The following is a 21,179-nucleotide window of genomic DNA, read 5'->3' as shown; positions in this document are numbered from 1 at the left end:
CTCAGCGGCCGGCCGGCAGCTTCCGCGCCGCCTTCAGGTGCTCGGCCACCTGGGCGGACTCCCCGCCCTCGTGCCCGTTGAAGTGCCACACCCGGATGTCCTTGGGGCCCGCGTAGTGGTTGTAGGCCGCGAACACCGTGGACGGCGGGGTGACGCCGTCGCGCAGCCCCACCGAGAAGAGCGCCGGGGTGGTGTTGCGGGCCGCGAAGTTCACGCCGTCGAAGTGGTCGAGGGTGGCGAACACCTGGTCGAGGCGGTGGCGGTGCGACTTCAGGAAGCGTCCGAGCTCGGCGTAGGGGTCCTCGTCGGTGATCACGGCGGCGTGGCGGATGTGGGACATGAACGGCACGTCGATGAAGGCGAACAGCAGGTCCGGGACCATCGAGCTGACCGCCATCGCGATGGCGCCGCCCTGGCTGCCGCCCGAGACGACCACTCGGGAGGGGTCCACCAGGGGGTGGGTCCGGGCGGCCTCGACGGCCCGGACGCCGTCGGCGTACAGGCGCCGGTAGTAGTAGTCGTCCGGATCGAGCACCCCCTGGGTGAGCTTGCCGCTCACCTGCGGACCGGTGCCCCCCACCGGGTCGGGGGTGTCGCCGACGCGCCAGCCGCCGCCCTGCCCGCGCGAGTCCATCACGAAGACGGCCCACCCGGCCACCGGCCAGGTCAGCCAGTCGTGCGGGACGCCCCGGCCGCCGTTGTAGCCGATGTACTGCACCACGCACGGCAGAGGCCCCTCGGCCGCGGCGGGCGTCAGCAGCCAGCCCCGGATCTCGTGGCCGCCGAAACCCGCGTAGCGGACGTCGAACACCCGCACCAGCGCCAGGTCGGTCTCCACCTCGGTGAAGACCGCGCCCAGGTCGTGGGCGCGGGTCTCGGCCAGGGTGCGCTCCCAGAAGGCGTCGAACCCCTCGGGCTCGTGACGGTCGGGACGGTACTCCAGCAGCTGTGCCAGCGGCATGTCGACGAACAAGAGGTCTCCCGGGATCGGGCGTGTGCGGAGAGGCCGGGAGGACCCGGCCGGTGCCGTGCCGTACCGGCGGTACGGAACGGTGGCGTTGGGGCTATTGTGGCGATTCGTCGCTGTCGGCGCCAGGGAGGGGTCTCTCCGGAGCAGCCCGGAGAGCCTGGAACGTGGCGGCCTTCCCGGAGCCGCCCGGGAGACTCGGGCACCCGGGAGGACCCTCCGCTCAGCCGGCCCGCAGGTGCCGCCGGATCTGGCGGATGTGCTCCGGCGTGGTACGGCAGCAGCCGCCGATGAAGTTCGAGCCGGCGGCGTGCCACCCGGCCGCCGCGGCGCCGAACTCGACCGGGTCGGCCAGGCCGAGCCAGCGGCGGCCCACCGGGTCCCAGGTCTCGCCGGAGTTGGGGTAGACGATCACGGGCTTGCCCTGGATCTGCCCGATGAGGTCGGCGACGTGCCGCGGCGCCGTGCAGTTCACGCCGACCGTGATCACCTGCGGGTTGCCGGCGAACAACGCGGCGGCCTCCTTGAGCGGGGTGCCGTCGTTGATGCGCTCGCCGTCCCGGCAGGAGAAGCTCACCCACCCCCGCATCCGGGGGGTCTCGGCGAACAGCCGGGCCAGCGCCCTGGCCTCCGCGTAGGAGGGGATGGTCTCGCAGGCCATCAGGTCGGCCCCGCTCCCGGCGAGGATGTGCCAGCGGTCCCGGTGCCAGTCGGCCAGGCCGTCCTCGTCGAGGTCGTAGTCGCCGGTGTACTCGGCGCCGTTGGCGAGGGAGGCCCCGTACGGTCCCACACTGGCCGCCACGGTCCCCTCGCCGTACTGGTCGCGAGCCTCCACGGCCAGGCGCACCGACAGCAGGATGAGGTTCTCGGCCTGGGCGGCGCTCAGCCCCCGGCGCATGAACGCCGGGACGTTGGCCTGGTAACTCGCGGTGATCGCGACGTTGGCTCCGGCGCGGAAGTAGTCGAGGTGCGCCTGCCGGATCACCGAAGGGTCCTCCACCAGCAGCTTCGCCGACCAGAGCTCGTCCTTGAGATCCGCGCCGAGCGTCTCCAGATGTGTGGCCAGTCCGCCGTCCAGAATCACCATCTCGCCACCCTAAGGCACTCGGGGCGACCTGCCACCGCCCCGAAGATCTTCGGAAAGGGCCCGCCGGGGCGGGGAGGACAGCATTCCCGCAACCCCGCGGATCACTGGGCGCGGAGGTAATAAATCCATGTGACCGGCGTGGGTTTACCGCGGGCCGGCCGCCCGTCCGGCCGCGTACCCCACGCCGGGTACGCGGCCGGGCCGCATCCGGTGCGGCGCGGTGCGGCACGGAGGGACCGGTCGGGCCGGTCGGGCCGGTCCACGACGCCCGCCGTGCGGCGGGGCCGGGTCGTACGGCCGGGCCGGGCGGCCCGCCGGGTGGTCAGATCCGGCGCAGGGCCTCGGTGAGGCTCGACAGGCCCACCGGGCCCAGCTCCAGCGCCGCGGTGTGCCAGCGCCGCAGGTCGAAGCCGGCGCCCAGCCGCTGCCGGGCCTCCTCGCGGGCGGCCAGCCAGGCGCGCTCGCCCAGCTTGTAGGAGGGGGCCTGCGCGGGCCAGCCGAAGTAGCGGACCACCTCGTTGTGCACCCGGTGCGGCTCGCAGCGGCCGCGGTCCCGCAGCACCTCGCACGCCCGCTCGAAGGTCCACCGGGAACCGTCGGGCAGCGGCAGGTCCAGGTGGACGCCGAGGTCGATGACGACCCGGGCCGCCCGCAGGGCCGACCCGGCCAGCATGCCCAGCCGGGTGCCCGGCTCGTCGAACCAGCCCAGCTCGTCGGCGAGCCGCTCGGCGTACAGCGCCCAGCCCTCGCCGTGCCCGCTCACCCAGGAGGCCAGGCCGAAGCGCGACAGGCCCTCGCCGACGACCCGCGTGGTGCCGATCTGGAGGTGGTGACCCGGGACGCCCTCGTGGAAGACGGTGGTCAGCTCGTTCCAGACCTCGAACCGGTTCCGGTCCGGGGTCACCGGCCAGTTGGTACGGCCCGGCCGGGACAGGTCCTCGCTGGGGCTCATGTAGGAGGCCGCGCCCGCGCTGGCGTCGAAGGACAGCACGACGTCCACCCGCCGCAGCGGCTCGGCGATGTCGAAGTGGGTGCCGTGCAGCCGCTCGATCGCCCGGTCGTGGCGCTCCTGCAGCCACTCCCGGTAGGCGTCCCGCCCCTCGACGTAGCAGGTCTCGTTGAGGATCGCGGTCGCCTCCTCCACCGAGGCGCCCGGCCGCACCCGGTCGGCCTCGGCGGCCAGCTCGGCCTCGATGCGGGCCAGCTCGGCCCAGCCCCACTCGTAGGCGTCGGCCAGGTCGATGTCGGCGCCGAGCTGGAGGCGCGAGTGCACGGCGTACCGCTCGGCGCCCACCCCGTCGGCCTCGCTCGCCCGGGGCGTGTACTCCTCGCGCAGGTAGCGGGCGGCCTCGGCGTAGCCCGCGTGCGCGGCGTCGGCGCTGTCGGCGAGCTCGTCCCGGAGCGGGCCGTCGCCGTAGGCGTCCACCAGGGACCGGTGCGTGCGGTCCTCCGCGAAGCGCGCGGCCTGGACGGCCGACTCCAGCGCCTGCCGGCGCGCGGCGCGCAGCCCCTGGTCCAGTCCGGCGGAGAGGCTCGCCTGCCAGCCCCGGAGCATCCCCGGGATGGCCGCGAGCCGCGTCGCGACGTCGCGCCACTCGTCCTCGGTGCGGTGCGGCAGCAGGTCGGTGCTCTCCCACAGCTCGCAGACCAGTCCGAACGGCGCGCGCACCGCGCGGAGGTGCTCGCCGGTCTCGTGCAGGGCCAGCTCGGCCTCCAGCCGTTCCCGCAGGTGGGCGGCGGCCCGCACGTCGGCCTCGCCGAGCGGCTCCAGGGAGGAGAGCCTGGCCAGGGTGTCCTTCATCAGCGCCGCGCGGGCGGCGTGACCCTCCGGGCTGTAGTCGGTGGCCGGGGCGAACGGGACGTCCACGCCCTCCATGCCGGCGCCGACCGGGTCGAGGGCCGCCGAACGGGTCACGTACTCATCGCAGAGCGCAAAAATCGGGCTGGTCATCCCGGCACTTTAACCGACCGGTACGCCGGGGAGCCCGGCGTACTCCGGGTGGCCGGGCCCGTCGGCCCGGCCACCCGGAGGGAACGGTCCTCAGCGCTTCCAGAACGGCCTGCGCCTGCCGGATCCGCCCGGCTCACCCGAGCCACCGGGGCCACCCGAGCCACCGGGGCCACCCGAGCCACCCGAGCCGCCGGGGCCACCCGAGCCGCCGGGGCCGCCGGGGTCCCGGAGGGCGGACAACGCCTCGACGGCCCTGCGCCACAGCGCGTCCGGGTCGCCGCCGGCCTGCAGCTCCTCGGCCAGGGCCGCGAGTTCGGCGTGACCGCCCAGGTAGGCGGCGAGGGCGGAGAGACGGCTGCCCAGATCGTCCAGGTAGCGCAGCTTCGCCGGGGCCGGGAGGGACTCCGCGGCGCGCAGCCGCTCCAGCTCCTCGCCGAGCCGGACCCGCAGCGTCTCCGACCGCCGGGCCGTACCGGACGCCCGCGGGGCCGGAGCCTTCGCCGCGCGGGCGGGCGAGCCGGGGCGGCCCGCCGTACCGCTCGGCGGGCCGCTCGGCGGGGCGCCCATCGCGCGCGCGAAGCCGGGGGCCGAAGCGGAACCCGGGGCGGGAGCGAAGGCCACGGGAGGACCTGACGGGGCGGGGCCGCCGGGCGCCGGCATCGGCCCGGAGGCGGCGGCCGGCATCATGGGCATCGCGGCCTGCATCATCGCCATCGGCGCGCCGCCCGCGCCCTCCCAGCCCGAGGGCGGTTCCACCGGCTGGATCACGCGGTGCTCCGGACCGCCCTCGGCGACCACCCTGGAGTCGACCGCGACGAAGGCGGTGAACCGGCAGAGCACGCCGTACCCGAGGGAGGTCGTCACGATCTCCTCCTCCAGCGACCGGTCCCCGACGGCGTAGCGGTCCTCCAGCTCGCGCAGCCGGGCGCGCGCCCAGATCGCCCGCACGGCCGGGTTGCCGCCGCGGACGCCGGTGACCCTGCGCTCCCACGGCCGCCCGGCCTCGTCCAGCCCGCGGACGGTCAGCGCCCCGGCGGCGTCCCCCCGGTACCGGCCGTGGACGGTCAGCGGCACGCCGTGGTGGATCGAACCGAGGCGGCCGGTCGTGTCCGGGACGACGTCGAGCCCGTCGGCGTCGAGGGACAGGTCGGTGACCAGCGGGGAGGCGATCCTGCGGTGGATGTGCTCCATCGCCTCGTCCAGCCGGTCCTCCGACTCCACCAGTTCGCAGCGGCCCGCGCCGAGCCCGGCCAGTCTGCCGAGGAACCCGGCGTTGACCGCGCGGTCGATGCCGACCGTGTGCACCCGCGTCTCCGCCAGGCCGCCGCCGATCCGCTCCAGGATCTGGTCCTCGTTGCCGACCTGGCCGTCGGTCACCAGGACCAGGACTCGGTCGGCCGGCCCGGCCGGTACGGCGCCGGCCGACCCGGCGGGGTCCCCGGACGCTCCGGGACGTCCGGGCGACACGGGCTCCGGGCGGCCGTTCAGCAGCGCGACGGCCTCCTCCAGCGGGGACAGCATCTCGGTGCCGCCGCGCGCCTCCAGCCGGGCCAGGTGCTCGACCGCCCGGTAACGGTTGCGGTCGGTCGCCTCCACCAGCCCCTCGCCCAGTCCGGGCGGCCGTTCCACCACGTGGTCGAAGGACAGCACGGCGAACCGGTCGCCGGTGGTGAGCGTGTCGACGATGCGGGCGGCGGCCCGCCGGGCGGCGACCATCTTCCAGCCGCCCATGCTGCCCGAGCGGTCGAGGACGAGCACGACGTCCTTGGGGCCGGCGGCGGCGGGGGCCGGTCCGGGCACGACGGTCAGCGTGAACGTCCCCCCGGACGCTCCGGCGGCTCCGGCCGTATCGGCGGCTCCGGTCGTGCCGGATGGCGTTCCGCCCGCGCCGGGGACCTGCCCTGCCGTTTCGGCGCCCGCCCCGTCCGCACCGGAGGCCGCCCCGTCCGCACCGGCGGACGGCCCGTGCGCTCCGGAGGCCGGTCCGGCCGGGTCGGGGACCAGTGTCAGGGAGGTCGAGGCGTCGAAGGCCAGGCGCAGGACGAAGTCGCGGTCCAGCCGTTCGCCGGGCCGCAGGCTGACCGTGACGCCCTCCCCGCCGTCCTCCTGGAGGACCGCGTGCAGGCTGGAACGGATCTCCCGCAGCTCCAGCCCGGCGGGATCGACGGTGACCGAGAGCGAGAGCCGTACCGGGGCCGGGAAACCGGGCAGCAGCACCGGGGGCGAGATCCGGGAGGCGTCCGGGACCGCGTCGGTGTCCGGGGACCGGCCGTCGCCGGACCGCTCACCGTCGAGCGGGGCGCCGGGGATGTAACGGGGGGCCACGACCAGCGGGAAGCGGAAGGTCGCGGCGCCGTCCTCGTACGGCAGCGGCTGGCTGAGCGTCAGGCGTACGGTGACCCGCTCGCCGGGCACGAGGTTGCCGACCCGGATGGTGAAGACGTCGGGCCGGTCCTCCTCGGCGATCGCGGCCCGCCTGCCCTCGGCGAGGGCCCGGTCGTAGTCGGCCCTGGCCTGGCCCCGCTCCTTGAGGATCCCCTCGACGACCCGGCCGTCGGCCTCCATCCGGAAGGCCGTGACGGCGGCCCGGTCGGGCAGCGGGAAGACGTAGGTGGCCTCCAGTGCGACGTCGTGGGGGTTGCGGAAGACCTGGGTCACCTCGGCCCCGGCGACCAGCCCGGACACCGCGGCGGTGACGTCCACGGCATCGAGCGGCAGGTTGCCGCGTTCGGTGGCGAGCGCGCCCAGCCCGGTGTCCGGTACCGGCGCGTACTCCTCCGGGCTGAGCGTTCCTATCGAGCTGATCATGACTGCTCTCCTTCCGGAGGGACGAGGTCGTGTTCACGCAGGACCGCGAGGAGCGCCCGGGAGGCGGCGCCGATCGCGGTGAGGTCGTCCGGGGAGGGCGCGCGGCCGCCGTCGAGCAGCAGCGTCACGCCCGGTGCGAGCCGTACGCCGTGGACGGCCACGGCCTGCGGCACGCCCGGGGGCGGGGCGGGGGCCCGCGGTCCCGGCGGGGTGGACGGCCCGGCGGGCGCGTCCGGTGCCGGCGGCCTCGCGGCGGCGGGAGGGGATGGGGGCGGCCCGGCTTCCGGGAGCGGCGCGGGTCGTGCCCCGGCGGGGTGGGGTGCGCGCCGGAGGGACCGCCCGGCGGTCCCGGGCGTCGCCGGGCGCGGGGGAGGGGTGGGTGCGGTGACGGGCGGCCGGCCGGTGGGTGACCGCGGGATGCCTGGCGGTGCACCAGGCGGCGCGGCGGGCGACGGGGGAGGGGTGGCCCCGGCGCCGGTCGCGGCGGGTGGCTCGGCCCAGAAGCGCGGGCGCGCGGGACGTGGTGGGACGGGCGGTGCGGCCGGCGGCCCGGAAGACCCGGGGATGTCGGCGATCGCCTCCAGCGTCCGGTCGGTGGCCCCCGCCAGCTCGGTCTGGATCTCGGCGATGGTCCGGCCCTCGGCCTGACGCCGCTTGACGGCGACGAGCTGGAGCAGGTGGCGCCTGCCGTACAGGGCGACGCGGCCCCTGCGGGTCAGGGGCGGGTCGAGGAGCCCGATCGTGGTGTACCACCGGATGAGGCGCTCGTTGGGTGCGTCCCGGACACGCCCGCTGAGCTGGGCGGTGGGACCCAGCAGGGTCGTCGCCCGCTCGGCCAGCTCACCGATCGTCCACTCCATGGCCTCCATGCCTCCACAGTGACACTGTCATCGTGACACTGTCAACATAAGGAGCGCTTCGATGGGTATGGCCGTTTCCGACATAGAGGGACATAAAGCCAAAACGGGGAGATATCTCATGTCCACGATCACCAGCCCGCTCACTCCCGAGAACAAGAAGGTCGTCGGCGAGACCCTCCAGGGCTCACTCGTCGACCTGCTGAACCTCTCGCTCCTGGGCAAGCAGGCGCACTGGAACGTGATCGGCCACAACTTCCGCTCCCTGCACCTGCAGCTCGACGAGATCGTCGCGGCCGCCCGGGAGCACGCCGACACCGTCGCCGAGCGCGCGGTGGCCCTGGGATGCAACCCCGACGGCCGGCCGTCCACGCTGGCCAACACGAACGAGCTGCAGCAGATGGAAGCGGGCTACATCAACGACGGCAAGGTCGTCGCCGCGATGACGGACATCCTCGGGTCCATGATCCGCAGGATGCGCGAGCGCGTCGCCGCCACCGAGGAGCCGGACCCGGTGACCCAGGACATCCTCATCACGATCACCCAGGACCTGGAGAAGCACCACTGGATGCTGGAGGCCCAGCGCTAGGCCGCCTCTCCGCGCCGGACCCGTCCGGCACGTCCCCGGCGCTCCGGCCCGGCCAGGGCCGGGGCGCACTCCCGGGCGCCCCGGCCGCCGGGGCGCCTTTCCACGCCCGGTCCCGCCGACACCGGATCCGCCTCGCCGGCGTCCGGGCCCGCCGGTACGGGGTCCGCCCTCGTCCGTGCCCGGCTCCGCTTCGTCCGTGCCCGGCCCCGCCGACACCGGATCCGTCTCGCTATGTGATCACTGCCGCGCTAGATTGCGGCATGCCCGGAAACGCCCCCCGCACCCCCGGAAACACATCCCAGCCGCCGGGAAACGCCCCCGAGCCGCCGGGGAACGCCTCCTCCGCGTCCGAGGACGCTTCCTCCGTCACCGGAGACGCCGCCCGGCCGCGGCTCGCCGTACCGGTTCGCGCCTCGCTCGGGCGGATGTTCACCGGTCCCCCCGGTCTCATGATGATCCCGCTGGCCGCGTTCGCCTGCGCCTGCCTGCTGTACGGCGCCAGCGCGCCCGGGGGCCACCTGACGGAGGTGGGCTCCGGAATCCTGCTGGGCCTCACCGTGGCCGTCGCCTGGGTGCCGCGCTTCCTGGCGGGGCTGCTGCGGCCGGAGGGCCGCCCCGGCCTGCTCCGGCACCGGGCGCGCTGGGCCGCACTGCCGGTCATGGGGGCGGTGACCGCCGCGCTCATCGGCTTCCACGTCCCCTACGACGTGCGGTTCGCCCTGTCCGAACCCGGCCTGGAGCGCCTGGCCCAGGAGATGACGGCCGGGAACGGGCCCGCGTACCACGAGGGGTGGGTGGGGCTCTACCCCGTGTACGCCAGGCGGGTGGACGGCGATGTGATCTTCATGGTCAGGAACACCGGCTTCCTGGGCACGCACGGCTTCGCCTGGAGCCCCCCGGGCGGCCCGCCGCACCGCCACGAAGGCGGCTACACGCACCTGCGCGGCCCCTGGTACGAGTGGCGCGCCGACTTCTGAGCCGTCTCGTCGCGGCGGCCGCACATCAGTTCTCGCCGCCGCCGAGCCAGACGAGGTCGGAGTCGAGGCGCAGGGCGGCGCGCTCGGCGTTCGTCCAGCTGCCGAACCCGTGACCGTCCGCGCCGACGGTCGCCGCCGTGCCGTCCGGCAGCTCCAGCCCGTACGGCAGCACCCGCTCACGGCCCTTCACCCCATCGGAGTCCTCGAACAGCCTGGCCAGGGCGAACATCCAAGGAAGACCGTTGATCGCCTACACTCACGCCAAGCAGGAGGCGTTCGTCGGCGGCGTCAAGGACGGCGAGTTCGACTTCCCCGTCTCCTGATGGGAGCTGCCGAGCCGATCTCGCCAGCGGCCCCGATTGCTGGTAGCCGCCCCGCGCACCTTCTCTCTGCCCTCCGTCTCTTCTGCCTCCGCGCCCACTGGCGCCAGCTGGGCCGGTCACACGTCGTGCGGAAGCACTCGAAAGTGATCGGCCCCCCACAATGGCCGTAGTTGCCGAAAGTGACGCTGATCGAGCGTGAGGATGTCGGTCGTACGGTATCGATCAGCGAGCACCACGTTGGAAGCGTCGGTAACGCCTACGTAGTCCTTGCCTTCTCGATGTCGCTCGATGATCGTCAAGGCAGTCGCGTGATCGCTGGGTGTCCATTCGACGAGTTCGTAGGCTTCGGTGACGATGTCATTGGCGAACCGGCGCGCCGCCACCGCACCGAGTCTGCTGTAGAGCATGTGGTCGGCTTCCGCGACGACGAAAGGGGAGACGACCAGCGGCCCGGGTGCGGACGAGATGATGTCAGCGATCGGCTTGTGCTCGTCGTAGGACTCATCGAAGAGCGCCAAGATGGCGCTCGTGTCGATGATGATCGCCGTCACGCTCCGAAACCTCGTGCAAGCTCGGTGTCAATCTCCTCCGCGTCAAGCGGGTGATCGCTACGGAAGCCGCCTATAGATGGTTTCGGCCGGGGCTGTTGCTGTTCGATCAATTTGTCGATCTCTTGGGCAAGAGTCAGGCCATCGGCGGCTGCGAGACGACGAAGGCGGTCCCGGGTCGTCTTGGGAACCTTAATGGTGGTTGAGGTCATACCGCTGAGTATACCGGCCCGAATGAAGACCGCTGGAGTACTCCAGGGCGATTCCTGATGTGATGAGCGTTGGGGCGTCGCGGAGAGGCGGGAGCTCTCATCGGTTTGCCGCCGGACGGCCCGGTCCGGTAGGAAGCCTGCGTGCTGAGAGGTGACAAGATCGGGCTCAGGGCCCGGCACGAGGACGACATCCCGATCCTGCAGACCGAGCTCCACGACGACGTGGTCAACGCCTCGCGGGCCGCGAGCGGGCCGTGGCGGCCGATCACGCCCGGCTCGAAGCACTCGCAGTTCGCGGTGGACGACAAGGAGGAAGGGCACGTCCCGTTCTCCGTTGTGGAGCTGGGCGGCGGCACGCTGGTCGGGGCGGCGACGCTGTGGGGCATCGACGGCCACAACCGGTCCGCGCACATCGGGCTGGGGCTGCTGCCGTCGGCCCGCGGCAAGGGCTACGGCACCGACGTGGTCGCGGTGCTGTGCCACTACGGTTTCGTCGTGCGCGGCCTGCGGCGGCTGCAGATCGAGACGCTGGCGGACAACGCCGCGATGCTGCGCTCCGCCGAGCGCAACGGCTTCGCCCGCGAGGGCGTGCTGCGCTCCTCGGCCTGGGTGATGGGCGAGTTCCTGGACGAGGTGCTGCTGGGACTTCTCGTCCAGGACTGGAATCCGGGCTCGAAGGGTTAGGCGGCGACGCCGGGGCGGGCACCGTCGTCGGGATGAGTCTCATTCGGGATCGCCGTGAAATCGACGTCGCCGGTACACGCGCCGACCCGGTATCGGGGAACGACTCCAGCCCGGTGAATCAGTGAGGGCGCATCCCAATTCGTCCCTGGCCGGTAGGATGGATGCGCAAATCCGCGTTTCGCCGGTAGAGCATGATGAACAACCTGGTGCTGGCCGGCTCAACGTGGTGCAGGCGGCGTTGAGCCTGCTCTCACCCAGGCGTGCAGCGGGACGTGATCAGACCACGTGCTCCGGGCGTAATCGACGAAGCATTTCCGTACGCGGCCCTCGCCGGCGAACACGTAATCAATCTTCCGCTTGCGGGTCACGTAGGTCCAGCGCCGGCGCGGGTCGCATTCGTCGCGGCCCTCGTAGGCCGCGGCGGCGTCGCGCGGCACCAGGTTGAGGTCGCCGCCGATCACACCCCGGCCGAGCTTGAACAGCTCGCGCAACTGGATGTGCCGGTAGGGCCTGCCCTTCTGCCTGTCGTCGTAGCTCGATCCCGACGAGAAGTGCGCGGTGCAGAACGTCCGGTCGGCCGTGCAGACGGCGTACCTGCGGGCTCCCCACGGCGGCGAGGTCAGCGCGTGCACGACGAGGCCGGTGTCCGTTCCGGCCACGGCCAGGGTGACGCTCAGCACCCCGCGTGGCCTGCCGTTTCTGTCGGGCAGGCACTGGTACGGAGAACCGTCCGAATACATCAGCCCCGCCGACCGGACGCTCCAGTTCCGGCCGGTACGGCGTTCGAGCTCGCGCTCCAGGTCGGCGTCGGCGCCCGTGCAGAACTCCTGAAGGAAGACCACGTCCGCCTCGGTCGCCAGCACTGCCACGTGCCAGGCCAGCTCGGCGTTCGAGCGGCGGAAGAGCGCGCACCCGGCGTTGGTGCCCGCGCAGACGTTCCACGTCATCACGTGGAGGAGAGGTGGCCGTGCCTGTACGGACAGGTTCGGTAACAACAGTCCGGCGATCAGGAGCTGGCTGATCATCATCACCGAGATCCCTCCACACATGATCCGAGCCGTCAAAAGACCGCTCAGCCGGCACATACGGCAGCCAGGAGCCTACTGGTCTTCATGGGGTCAGACCCGGGCGTACGAGCTGCCAAGAGCCTCTTCTCATGCCGGCCCGTCCCGGTTCTCTCCTGCTGATCAGCCCGACCAGGTTGGAAAAGCCTCAGTGGAGTCACCGGGGACGGGGACCGAGCCGAGGAGTTCGCCGACTGTGTCAGCTGCGAAGGACCGGGCTTTCCCGCCGGGCGACGGTCCGCCGGTGGGCGGGGGCGTCCGGGAGGCCGCGCGTCACGCGGATCGCCAGGGCGGCCACGAAGCCGAAGAGGATCGCCGAGGCGAGCAGGAGCCGTACGCTCATGCCCTCCGGGTCGGGCCAGGAGCTCAGCGCGAGGACGGCCACGGCGGTCGCCGCGCACGCCGTCACCCACCCCCACCGGCGCAGCGCGGCGAACCGGCGGGCGAAGACCAGGCAGCCCACGCTCATCCCGGTGAACGCCACCATGGCCCCGGCGCCGTGCAGGGCGCCGTGCCAGGTGATCTCGGGCGCCCCGGCCGGCGCGCCCGGCGGGAACCCGGCGCCCGCGTCGGTGAGGAAGACCCCGCCCATGACCAGACCGACGCCGAGGACGCCGACCAGCGGCGGCCCCCAGGTGCCGGCCCGGCCGGGTCGCAGGGCCCGCCGCAGACCGGCCGCGCAGGCCACGTACAGCGCGCCGGTCACCGTGAAGTTCGCGATCTGGACCCACCCCGCGTTCCCCAGGCTCAGCAGGCTCAGCGGGTGGCGGGTCACGTCGAACCCCTCCCGGGTGAGCGCCTGGACCAGGACCGTCGCCAGGAACAGCGGACCGGCGATCACCCCGCACATCAGCAGTCTGTTCCGCACCGATCTCTCCTCTTTCCGGAAAAGGCACCCCTTCCGGGTGCCGCTCAGCGGGGACGTCGGAACCGGGGACCGGATCCGGACATCTGACTCGTTGGGATCACAGCTCCACCTGGGCCGAAGCCGTCGGCCCAGGTGGAGCTGACGAGTCATCCGTCGGCCCGGCCCGAAAAGGGACACCACCGTGGATCAGTCGTCCGTCAGGCGGGCGGCGCGGGTGTGCAGGTGGCGGCGCTGGGGGAAGCCGGTGGCGCGGCGGGCCGCCTCCAGGTAGGCGGCGCGGGCCGCGGCGCGGTCGCCGTTCATCTCCAGCAGGTGGGCCCGTACGGCGGGCAGCCGGTGATCCCCGGAGATCCGCTCGTCGGCCTCCAGCGGCGCGAGCAGGTCGAGACCGGCGCGGGGGCCGCGGGCCATGGCCACCGCCACGGCGTGGTTCAGCCGCACCACCGGGTTGTCGGAGATCCGTAGCAGCAGCTCGTACAGCGCCGTGATCTGCGGCCAGTCGGTTTCCCCGGCGCTCGCCGCCTCGTCATGCACCGCGGCGATCGCCGCCTGCAACTGGTACGGTCCCGGCCTGCGGTGGGAGAGCGCCCCGGTGACGAGTGACACGCCCTCGGCGACGAGCCCGGCGTCCCACAGGTCCCGGTCCTGCTCGGCCATGGGGATCAACGCGCCGTCGGGGCCCGTCCGCGCCGGACGGCGCGCCTCGGTGAGCAGCATCAGCGCCAGCAGCCCCGCAACCTCGCCGTCGCCGGGCAGCAGCCGATGGACCATGCGGGTCAGCCGGATCGCCTCGGCGGACAGGCCGGCGCGGTCCGGGGACGGCCCGGAGGGGGCGGCGTAGCCCTCGGTGAAGACGAGGTAGAGGACGTGCAGGACCGCGCCGAGCCGCCCGTCCCGGTCGGCGGCCGACGGCGGGCCGAAGGGCACGCGGCTGTCCCGGACGCGCTGCTTGGCCCGGCTGACGCGCCGGGCCATCGTCGCCTCCGGCACGAGGAACGCCCGCGCGATCTCCGCGGTGGTCAGGCCGCCGACCGCCCGCAGGGTGAGCGCGATCTGCGACGCCGGGGACAGCGCCGGGTGGCAGCACATGAACAGCAGGACGAGCGTGTCGTCGGAGTCCGGCGTCCCGGCGTCCGCGGGGGGCGTCAGCCAGTCCTCCGGAAGCGTCCACCGGACGACGGTGTCCTCGCGGGCGCGGCGGGCCTGCTCGGCGCGGAGGAGATCGGTCAGCCGCCGCGAGGCGACCGTGATCAGCCAGCCCCGCGGGCTGTCCGGGACGCCGTCGGCGGGCCACCGGGTCGCGGCGGCGAGCAGCGCCTCCTGCACCGCGTCCTCGGCGGTGTCGAAATGCCCGTAGCGGCGCACCAGCGCGCCGAGGACCTGCGGCGCCTCCCGGCGCAGCAGGTCCTCCACACCGTCACCGGCCATCACTACGCGTCGAACCCGCCGGGACCGTCGTCGAGCGGCCGCACATCCACGTACCAGACACGGTCCGGCGTCGCGCCCTTCGGGGCGGGCGTGCGGGCCAGGCGTGCGGCGATCTCGGTCGCCCGGTCGAAGCTCGCGCACTCGACGATCGTGTACCCGGCGATGACCTCCTGCGTCTCGGCGTACGGCCCGTCCGTCACGACGGGGACGCCGTCCCGCAGTTCGACCCTCCTGGCGTGCACGGGAGCCGACAGGCCCCGGGCGTCGACGAACTCGCCCGACTCGGCCAGTTCGGCGTTCCACGCCCCCATGGACTCGTGCATCGCCGCGACCTCCTCGGCGGTCCAGCCCGGCCGGTCGCCGGAGTCCTTGCCGGACAGGGCGTCGTAGTCCCGCTGCGAGCCGTACAGCATGATCATGTATTTCATCGTCTTCTCCTCCGCCGGCACCCCCTCGGGCGCCTTCCGCCGGATACGTCGGAGCCGCCGCCCCGGTCCGGACATCCGGCCGCCGCCGAACCCAAGGATCCACGCCGGGCGGCCGGGACCGTAACCCCGCATGGGGGGCGGGGGCCTGGGTAGAGGGGACGGAGGCTACCGGGAAGAGGGAGAAGATGAAGAGGATTCTGCAGCTCGTGGCGACCCGCTGGCTGTCCAAGACGCCCCTCGGGATGGTCGCCCTCGGGGCGGGCTGGCTGTTCATGCGCAAGCGCCGCCAGAAGCAGGGCGACGTCCGCAAGGACACCCTGCGCCAGCCGGGCCGGGCCTCCCGGAACCCCTCCGCGTGGCGGGGTCCCTCGTCCGCCGGCCGCCGGTAGGCCCCGGCCGCGCCGCCGGGTTCGGCCGGGCGGCTCCCGGTCCCCGCGGGCGGGGCGTCCGGTCCTGGCCGGTCAGGTCTCGAAGTCGAAGGTCTCCCGGTCCTCACGGGCGGGGCGTCCATGCGGCGGCGGGTCCGCGGGCGAGACCGGCTCGGTACCTCCCGTCAGAGAAGATGGCGGGCCGTCAGAGGAGGTGGCGGGCCAGGGCTGCGACGGGGTGCGGGAAACGCAGCAGGTTCCGCAGCGGGTCCAGGTGGACGACGTCCCCGTCGTCGTCCGGCCCCGGCGTCCCCGGCATCACCGACGGTCCCCGGAGCCCCGGTGCTCCCCACTGCCCGGCAGGTCCCGGAGGTCCGTACGGTCCCGGAGGTCCGTACGGCTCCGGAGGGAACGGCCCCGGAGACCCCGCCTCGCGGACCGCCGCGAGTCCGCACTCGCGCACGGCCCGCTCCCAGGCGGCGTCGTCGCCCGCGGCCGCCTCCAGCCGCTCCAGCGCGGTCGTCCCGCCCGTCTCCCTGGCCAGGGAGGTCAGCAGGTGCGGCCAGTGGATGGTCAGCGCGGCGAGCTTGGCGACCTCCCCGTCGCTTGCGGGCTCCGCCCCGGCGAGCGTCCGCCGGTAGGCGATGAACGAGTAGAAGCGGAAGACGTTGACGTAGCGCTTGATCTCCCGGGGGTTGAAGAACATCAGGGCAGGCAGGACGAACTCGATGGCCCGGTAGGCGTTCTCGTCGCTGTAGAGCTCGTCGAAGACCCGGTCGGCCGCCTCGCGGGTCGCCGCGGCCAGTCCGCCGATCGCGTCCGGGCAGTCCACGCCCAGCTCCTCCTGGGCCCGCCGCGCCGCCTCGTCCAGGGTCGCGGCGGTCGGGCGGAGCGCCCAGATCGCGTCCTCCAGGCGGCTCACCAGCGACGGGTCCGGCGGCTTCACCGGTCCCGGCCGGGATACGGCGAGCGGCACGCCGACCGGTGCGCGCGCTTCGGGGACGTCGGGGCGGGCCGTCCCGGCGGCCCCGTCCCCGCCCGCGTCTCCGGCGCCCGCGCCATCCCGCCCGTCTCCGGTCGCGTCCCGGCCGTCGCCGGCCGCACGGTGACCGTTCCCGGGCTCGCCGCACGGGGACGGCGGCGGGACGTCGGCGGCCTCCGGCAGGCCCAGCAGCGCCCGGACGAAGGCCGGCAGCCGGTCGGCGTCGTCGAGCAGCGGCACGCTCAGCGGCAGTTGCACGATCTTCTCCAGGAACCGCCAGCCCAGCCCGGACCGCCCGTCGGCCGGCAGTGTCTCGGCCAGGTCCCGGTAGGCGGCCTCGACGTGCGCGGCCACCACCTCCGGCTCCATGGCCAGCACGAACACGCAGTTGGGGAACTCCCCGGCGAGGAACAGGTTGATCGCCTCGATGACCTGCGCCACCGTCCCCGGCGAGCACCGGTCCAGGTCGTCGACGAACACCACCAGGGGCCGCTCCTCGGTGGCCACCAGGTCGAGCACCTGCCGCATGTCGGTCTGCACCAGGTGCAGGAAACCCGCCCTGGACCGGTAACCGGGGCCGCCCATCAGCTCGCCGGCCGGGCCGTCGGCCGGTCCGGGGGCGAACAGGTCCGGCTGGCTGACCAGGTCGCAGAAGGCGTTTCCGGCGGACTCGCCGAAGAACCTCGCCAGCCGTACGGCTCCCGCCCCGACCGCGGTGACCGCCCCGGCCGCGCCGACCGCGGCGGCCGTGCTCCGCAGCAGGGCGTCGAACGCCGGCAGCAGCGCCGCCCCGGCGAGCAGCGCGCCGGTGAGGACGAGGGCGGCGAGCAGCCCGAGGGCGAGCGGCACCAGCCGGGTCACCGCGAGCTGGTAGGCGCGGCGGCGGACGGCCTCGGGGTCGATCCTGGACAGGTTCAGCTCCAGCCAGAACCGCTCCCGCTCGGTGCGGGGCAGCCGCCGGGTGACCTGGCTGATGATCTCGTGCGCCAGCCCGGCCCAGACCTGCTCCCCGCTCTGGTACATCCACGGGTTGAACCACACCGTCGGCCGCCAGTCGGCCCGCCGCACCGGCAGGGCTCCGGGTTCGGCCCGGCCCGCGTCGCCGCGCCGTCGCCGCCCGGCCCTGGACAGCACCTCGGCGTTGGTGAGGTCGCCCGCTCCGCCGGGGTCCGGCAGGTGGATCTCGGCGGGGCCGTCCCCGGCGGCCCCCGGGTCCAGGAGGTCCTGGATCATCCGCATCAGGGAGGTCTTGCCGGCGCCCCAGGGGCCCTTGACGCCGATGGTGAGCGGTGGCCGGGTCTCGGGGTGGCGGACGAACGCGGCGATCGCCTCGGCGTAGACCCGGTGGCCGAGCTGGTCGTCGGTGGTCCACCGGTCGGCGGTGAGCCTGGCCCGGGGCTGTACGGCCCGCCGCCCGGCCCGCCATCGCCGCAGCAGCGCGGACGTCCGCGCCCGCTCCGCCGGGCTCAGCCGGGAGTAGCCGAAGGCCCGCACGTCGGGGTGGGCGAACAGGGCCGTCTCGCCGAGCAGTCCCCAGTGTCGCAGTTCGGCGGCGTCGCCGAGGATCTCTTCGACCGGCTCGCCCTCCTCCAGCAGGGAGGCGCCGCGCAGCACCTGCCGGGCGTGCTCGCTCAGGTGCAGCTCGTAGACCCGCCGGACGATCTCGGTGCCCGAGGCCGGGGGAGCGGGGTCGCCGAGCACGGTGAGGGTGCGGGCGAAGGCGGCGTGCACCGGCGAGGGCACGGGCACGGCCGGGGGACGGGGCGGGGTCAGCGGGACGGCCGCGGCGGGGCCGTACGCCAGCAGGATGGGGGTGCGGGGGGAGGAGACGGCGGCGTAGTGGCGCAGCGCGTGGGCGTGCAGGTCTCCGACGGTGACCGGGCCGCGCGCCGGGTCGGCGGCCAGGGCGGCCAGGCCGTCGGCCAGGACACCGGTCAGGCTGGGGGCGGGCCCGTGGGCGGGTTCGCCGAACCGCAGGGCCAGGGTGAGCGCCGCCGCGGACAGGCGGGGCTCACCGGCCACGCCGAGCTGCCTGAGCGGCGGGGCCGAGCCGTCCAGGGCGCTCCAGCCGAAGTCCACGACCAGCAGCACGGCCGCCGCGGCCGACTCGCCGACCCGCCGGCCGAACGCGCCGATCATGGAGCCGAGCTGGCCGGAGGTCCAGGCGTTGCCTCCGGGCAGCCGGATCATCAGCACGTCGCCGTCCCCGGCAGACCGCAGGAACTCCCACACCCGCTCGCCGTCGTCCCGCGCGCCCTCGCCGGGGCGGGCGTCGACGGTGAAGCCCTCGGCGCGCAGCACCGCCGCCAGGCGGATGTCCGGTCGTCCGGCGGCCGGGGGGTCGAAGGGCCGGTCGGGTGTGGCGGGCGGCGCGTCCAGGAAGACGAGGGCCCGTCGCGCGCCCGTCCGGGTGGCGGTCCCAGGGGGCTCGGGGGCCTCGGGGACCTCGGGGATCGGTTCGGCGAACGCGAGTCCTTCGCTCAACGGTCCTCCCGGGGCGGCGGCGAGGGATCTCACGCGGGACCCGCGGGTCCCTGTACGGGGGTCCACGGTCCACGCGGGGTCCGCGCGAGATCTGCGTAGATCCACTGTGGACCCCCGGGGGTCCACGGATGCGGATCTTGAGGATGGGACGGTCCGATTTGAAGGACGCCCGCCCGTGTCCTTGCTGGAACTTTGCCTTCGCCCGGTGTGCGGCCCCACGCCGGGGCGGCTCCACCGCGTCGGCCACCGCCCGCCCCGGATCCCGGTCACCCTCACCCGTCGTCCGGCCCCCGGTCCGGCTCGGGCCCCGGTCCGGCCCGGGCCCCGGTCCGGCCCGGGCCCCGGTCCGGCTCGGGCCCCGCCACGGCTCCCGGGCGGAGCGGGTCAGAGGTCCATCGCCCAGACCTCCTCGACGACGTCGCCCGCCCGCCGCTCCTCGACCGGTTCGAAGCCCGCCGCCCGGTAGATCCGCCGGGCGCCGGTCAGCACGCTCCTGGTCCACAGCTCCATGCGCCGGTAGCCCGCCGCCCGGGCGAAGGCCACGCACTCGCCGACGAGCCGCCCGCCGATCCCCATGCCCCGGGCGGACGGCTCGACCAGCAGCATCCGCAGCAGTGCCGTCCCGTCGTCCTTGCGCACGCAGAACACGCACCCGGCCCGCTCGCCGTCCACCTCGGCGATCCACCCGGCCTCGCGCCGGGGGTCGTGGTGGTCGACGTAGTCGGCGACGATCCTCGCCACCAGCGCCTCGAAGTCGGCGCCCCAGCCGTACTCCTGGCTGTAGAGCACGCCGTGCCGGTGCACCACCCACCCCAGGTCGCCGGGGCGCGGCGGGCGGATGACGTACGGCTCCGCCCGCCGGGCGGGGGCGAGGATCTCCCGGATCGTCGCCATGCTCGCCACCAGCCGCCGCGCGTCCTCCTCGGTGACCCCTTCCAGCAGGCCCCGCACCTCGGCCGCCGAGCGCTCGTCGAGGGTGGCGAACGTGGCGCGGCCGGCGGCGGTCAGCGAGACCACCTGCCGCCGCGCGTCGGCCGCCGACCGCTCGCGGGTGACCAGGCCGTCGCTCTCGAACCGCCCGAGGATCCTGCTCAGGTAGCCGGCGTCGAGGCCGAGCAGCCGCCGCAGTTCGCCGGTCTCCGTCCGGTCCCCGCCGTTCAGCTCGAACAGCACCCTCACCTCGGTGAGGGAGTAGGGGGTGTCCAGGATGCCCTGGTGGAGCACGCCGATGACGCCGGTGTAGAAGCGGTTGAACGCGCGGATGTCCGCCACACGGCGGTCGATGTCCGAAACCATGCCTGACACGATCAACCATTTCGATGACCGAGTCAATGAATTAAGCGTCCTCTCGTGGGAAGGCCGGGTGCGCTAGGTTCTCAACCTGGCCGTGACGGGCGAAAAGGCCCGGAGGGCCCGGAAGGGTCCGGCGCGGCACGGAAGGCCGGGAAAGGTTCGGGGACGGCGCGGGCCGGTCCCCACTGCGGTGGGAGAGTGATGGCGGAGATCGCGTACATCGGCGGCTACACACCGGGAGACACGCCGGGGACCGAGGGCACGGGCCCAGGGATCACCCTGATGGAGCCGGCCGGGCTCACCCGGGTCGCGGAGACGCCCGCCCCGAGCCCGTCGTTCCTCGCCGTCCATCCCCGGCTGCCGGTCCTGTACGCGGTGGGCGAGGGCGAGCCCGGCACGGTCGCGGTCTTCGCCCGCGCCGCCGACGGGACGCTCACCGAGACCGACCGACGGCCCAGCGAGGGGGACACCCCCTGCCACCTGGCCGTCGATCCCTCCGGGACCCTGCTGTCGGTGGCCAACTACGGCGACGGCGTCGTCAGCGTGTACCCGATCGACGAGACCGGCGTCCTCGCCGCCCCCCAGGTCTTCCCGCACCGCGAGGACTCCCACGCCCACCAGTCCGTCTTCGGGCCGGACGGCGTGCTGTACGTCTCCGACCTGGGCGCCGGCGAGATCCGCCGCTACCTGGTCGCCGAACCCGGCCGGGCGGAGGCCCGGGTGACCCCGCACCCCGGCGGCCCGGTGCGGCTGGCCGAGGGCATGGGGCCCCGGCACATGGCCAGGGCGGGGGACCGCTGGTACGTCGCCGGGGAGCTGGACGGCACGGTCCGCGCCTACGACGCCGGAGACGACGGCTGGCGGGAGGTCCGGGCCGTCCCGGCCAGCGCGGCCGGCGGCGAGAACCACCCCTCGCACCTGGAGCTGTCCGGGGACGGGCGCTTCGTCTACGTCGCCAACCGGGGCCCGGACACGATCTCGGTGTTCTCCACGCCCGGCCTGGAGCCGGTCGCCGAGGTGCCCTGCGGCGGCGCGTGGCCCCGGCACTTCGCCGTCGCCGGGGACCGGATGTACGTGGCCAACCAGCGGTCCGCGGGCGTGGCCGTACTGCCGATGAGGGACGGCGTCCCGGGGGACGCCGAGGAGACGTTCGCCGTCGGCACGCCCTCGTGCGTCCTGCCGCCGTCCTGACGGTTTCCCCACGGATGGGGCAGGAGCCGGTCAAGTCGCGGACGGGGCGTACGCCGGGCGGCGATGATGC

Annotated in this window: 19 protein-coding genes; 5 read left to right on the top strand and 14 right to left on the bottom strand. The window is 74.2% G+C overall.

Annotation, left to right across the window (positions count from 1 at the left end; all coding sequences use genetic code 11):
* Position 1: 1 nt before the first annotated feature.
* The 5 genes from ACZ6W9_RS06635 to ACZ6W9_RS06615 all read right to left on the bottom strand — a co-directional run bounded on the left by ACZ6W9_RS06635 (position 2) and on the right by ACZ6W9_RS06615 (position 7,682).
* Positions 2-973, bottom strand: a complete 972-nt coding sequence (locus tag ACZ6W9_RS06635) for an acetylxylan esterase (RefSeq protein ID WP_389954966.1) — start codon at positions 971-973, stop codon at positions 2-4.
* A gap of 217 nt (positions 974-1,190) precedes the next feature.
* On the bottom strand, positions 1,191-2,054 hold the full coding sequence (gene mmuM, locus ACZ6W9_RS06630; RefSeq protein WP_389954964.1) for a homocysteine S-methyltransferase: 864 nt from the start codon (positions 2,052-2,054) through the stop codon (positions 1,191-1,193).
* Between the two features lie 322 nt (positions 2,055-2,376).
* Complete coding sequence (locus ACZ6W9_RS06625) at positions 2,377-4,005, bottom strand: DUF885 domain-containing protein (RefSeq protein ID WP_389954962.1); 1,629 nt, start codon at positions 4,003-4,005, stop codon at positions 2,377-2,379.
* Positions 4,006-4,095: 90 nt separating this feature from the next.
* Positions 4,096-6,813 (bottom strand): VIT domain-containing protein, encoded by a 2,718-nt coding sequence (locus ACZ6W9_RS06620; RefSeq protein ID WP_389954959.1) that lies wholly within the window; start codon positions 6,811-6,813, stop codon positions 4,096-4,098.
* The gene (locus ACZ6W9_RS06615) at positions 6,810-7,682 is read right to left on the bottom strand and encodes a MerR family transcriptional regulator (protein WP_470116838.1); all 873 of its coding nucleotides are present in this window, start codon (positions 7,680-7,682) and stop codon (positions 6,810-6,812) included. The genes ACZ6W9_RS06620 and ACZ6W9_RS06615 overlap by 4 nt, the downstream gene beginning before the upstream one ends.
* Positions 7,683-7,791: 109 nt before the next feature.
* Between ACZ6W9_RS06615 and ACZ6W9_RS06610 the strand changes: the two genes are divergently transcribed.
* Positions 7,792-8,259 carry a Dps family protein gene (locus ACZ6W9_RS06610; RefSeq protein WP_362934402.1) on the top strand — a complete coding sequence of 156 codons (468 nt, stop codon included), beginning with the start codon at positions 7,792-7,794 and terminating at the stop codon, positions 8,257-8,259.
* Between the two features lie 425 nt (positions 8,260-8,684).
* A complete protein-coding gene (locus ACZ6W9_RS06605) occupies positions 8,685-9,236 on the top strand; it encodes a hypothetical protein (protein ID WP_389954952.1) in 552 nt (183 codons plus the stop codon).
* A gap of 25 nt (positions 9,237-9,261) precedes the next feature.
* On the opposite strand, the gene ACZ6W9_RS06600 is transcribed toward ACZ6W9_RS06605, so the two are convergent.
* The 3 genes from ACZ6W9_RS06600 to ACZ6W9_RS06590 all read right to left on the bottom strand — a co-directional run bounded on the left by ACZ6W9_RS06600 (position 9,262) and on the right by ACZ6W9_RS06590 (position 10,319).
* A complete protein-coding gene (locus ACZ6W9_RS06600; RefSeq protein WP_389954949.1) occupies positions 9,262-9,465 on the bottom strand; it encodes a hypothetical protein in 204 nt (67 codons plus the stop codon).
* A 210-nt stretch (positions 9,466-9,675) separates the two neighbouring features.
* Entirely contained in the window at positions 9,676-10,110 is a 435-nt protein-coding gene (locus tag ACZ6W9_RS06595; RefSeq protein WP_389954946.1) for a PIN domain-containing protein, read from the bottom strand.
* The gene (locus ACZ6W9_RS06590; protein ID WP_389954943.1) at positions 10,107-10,319 is read right to left on the bottom strand and encodes a hypothetical protein; all 213 of its coding nucleotides are present in this window, start codon (positions 10,317-10,319) and stop codon (positions 10,107-10,109) included. The genes ACZ6W9_RS06595 and ACZ6W9_RS06590 overlap by 4 nt, the downstream gene beginning before the upstream one ends.
* A gap of 141 nt (positions 10,320-10,460) precedes the next feature.
* On the opposite strand from ACZ6W9_RS06590, the gene ACZ6W9_RS06585 reads away from it, so the two are divergent.
* Positions 10,461-11,003, top strand: a complete 543-nt coding sequence (locus ACZ6W9_RS06585; RefSeq protein WP_389954940.1) for a GNAT family N-acetyltransferase — start codon at positions 10,461-10,463, stop codon at positions 11,001-11,003.
* 218 nt (positions 11,004-11,221) lie between these two features.
* Here ACZ6W9_RS06585 and ACZ6W9_RS06580 read toward each other — a convergent pair whose 3' ends face one another.
* The 4 genes from ACZ6W9_RS06580 to ACZ6W9_RS06565 form a co-directional block, all read right to left on the bottom strand.
* Positions 11,222-12,031: an endonuclease/exonuclease/phosphatase family protein gene (locus ACZ6W9_RS06580; RefSeq protein WP_389954938.1), complete on the bottom strand. Its 810-nt coding sequence runs from the start codon at positions 12,029-12,031 to the stop codon at positions 11,222-11,224.
* A 235-nt stretch (positions 12,032-12,266) separates the two neighbouring features.
* The gene (locus ACZ6W9_RS06575) at positions 12,267-12,935 is read right to left on the bottom strand and encodes a DUF998 domain-containing protein (protein WP_389954935.1); all 669 of its coding nucleotides are present in this window, start codon (positions 12,933-12,935) and stop codon (positions 12,267-12,269) included.
* Positions 12,936-13,121: 186 nt separating this feature from the next.
* Positions 13,122-14,363 carry an RNA polymerase sigma factor gene (locus ACZ6W9_RS06570; protein WP_470116837.1) on the bottom strand — a complete coding sequence of 414 codons (1,242 nt, stop codon included), beginning with the start codon at positions 14,361-14,363 and terminating at the stop codon, positions 13,122-13,124.
* Between the two features lie 2 nt (positions 14,364-14,365).
* Positions 14,366-14,791 (bottom strand): YciI family protein, encoded by a 426-nt coding sequence (locus ACZ6W9_RS06565; RefSeq protein WP_389954928.1) that lies wholly within the window; start codon positions 14,789-14,791, stop codon positions 14,366-14,368.
* A 185-nt stretch (positions 14,792-14,976) separates the two neighbouring features.
* Here ACZ6W9_RS06565 and ACZ6W9_RS06560 point away from each other — a divergent pair, with 185 nt between their 5' ends.
* Positions 14,977-15,180 (top strand): DUF6203 family protein, encoded by a 204-nt coding sequence (locus ACZ6W9_RS06560; RefSeq protein WP_389954925.1) that lies wholly within the window; start codon positions 14,977-14,979, stop codon positions 15,178-15,180.
* A gap of 184 nt (positions 15,181-15,364) precedes the next feature.
* Here the strand turns inward: ACZ6W9_RS06560 and ACZ6W9_RS06555 are convergent, their stop codons facing one another.
* Complete coding sequence (locus ACZ6W9_RS06555; RefSeq protein WP_389954921.1) at positions 15,365-18,625, bottom strand: P-loop NTPase fold protein; 3,261 nt, start codon at positions 18,623-18,625, stop codon at positions 15,365-15,367.
* A 384-nt stretch (positions 18,626-19,009) separates the two neighbouring features.
* Positions 19,010-19,921, bottom strand: a complete 912-nt coding sequence (locus ACZ6W9_RS06550; RefSeq protein ID WP_389954918.1) for a bifunctional helix-turn-helix transcriptional regulator/GNAT family N-acetyltransferase — start codon at positions 19,919-19,921, stop codon at positions 19,010-19,012.
* 198 nt (positions 19,922-20,119) lie between these two features.
* Here ACZ6W9_RS06550 and ACZ6W9_RS06545 point away from each other — a divergent pair, with 198 nt between their 5' ends.
* Positions 20,120-21,109, top strand: coding sequence for a lactonase family protein (locus ACZ6W9_RS06545; RefSeq protein WP_389954915.1), 990 nt, complete (start codon positions 20,120-20,122; stop codon positions 21,107-21,109).
* Positions 21,110-21,179: the final 70 nt, after the last annotated feature.

This window comes from Streptosporangium sp. NPDC053982 (genome assembly GCF_055585205.1).
This window is presented reverse-complemented; position numbering and strand designations above follow the sequence as displayed.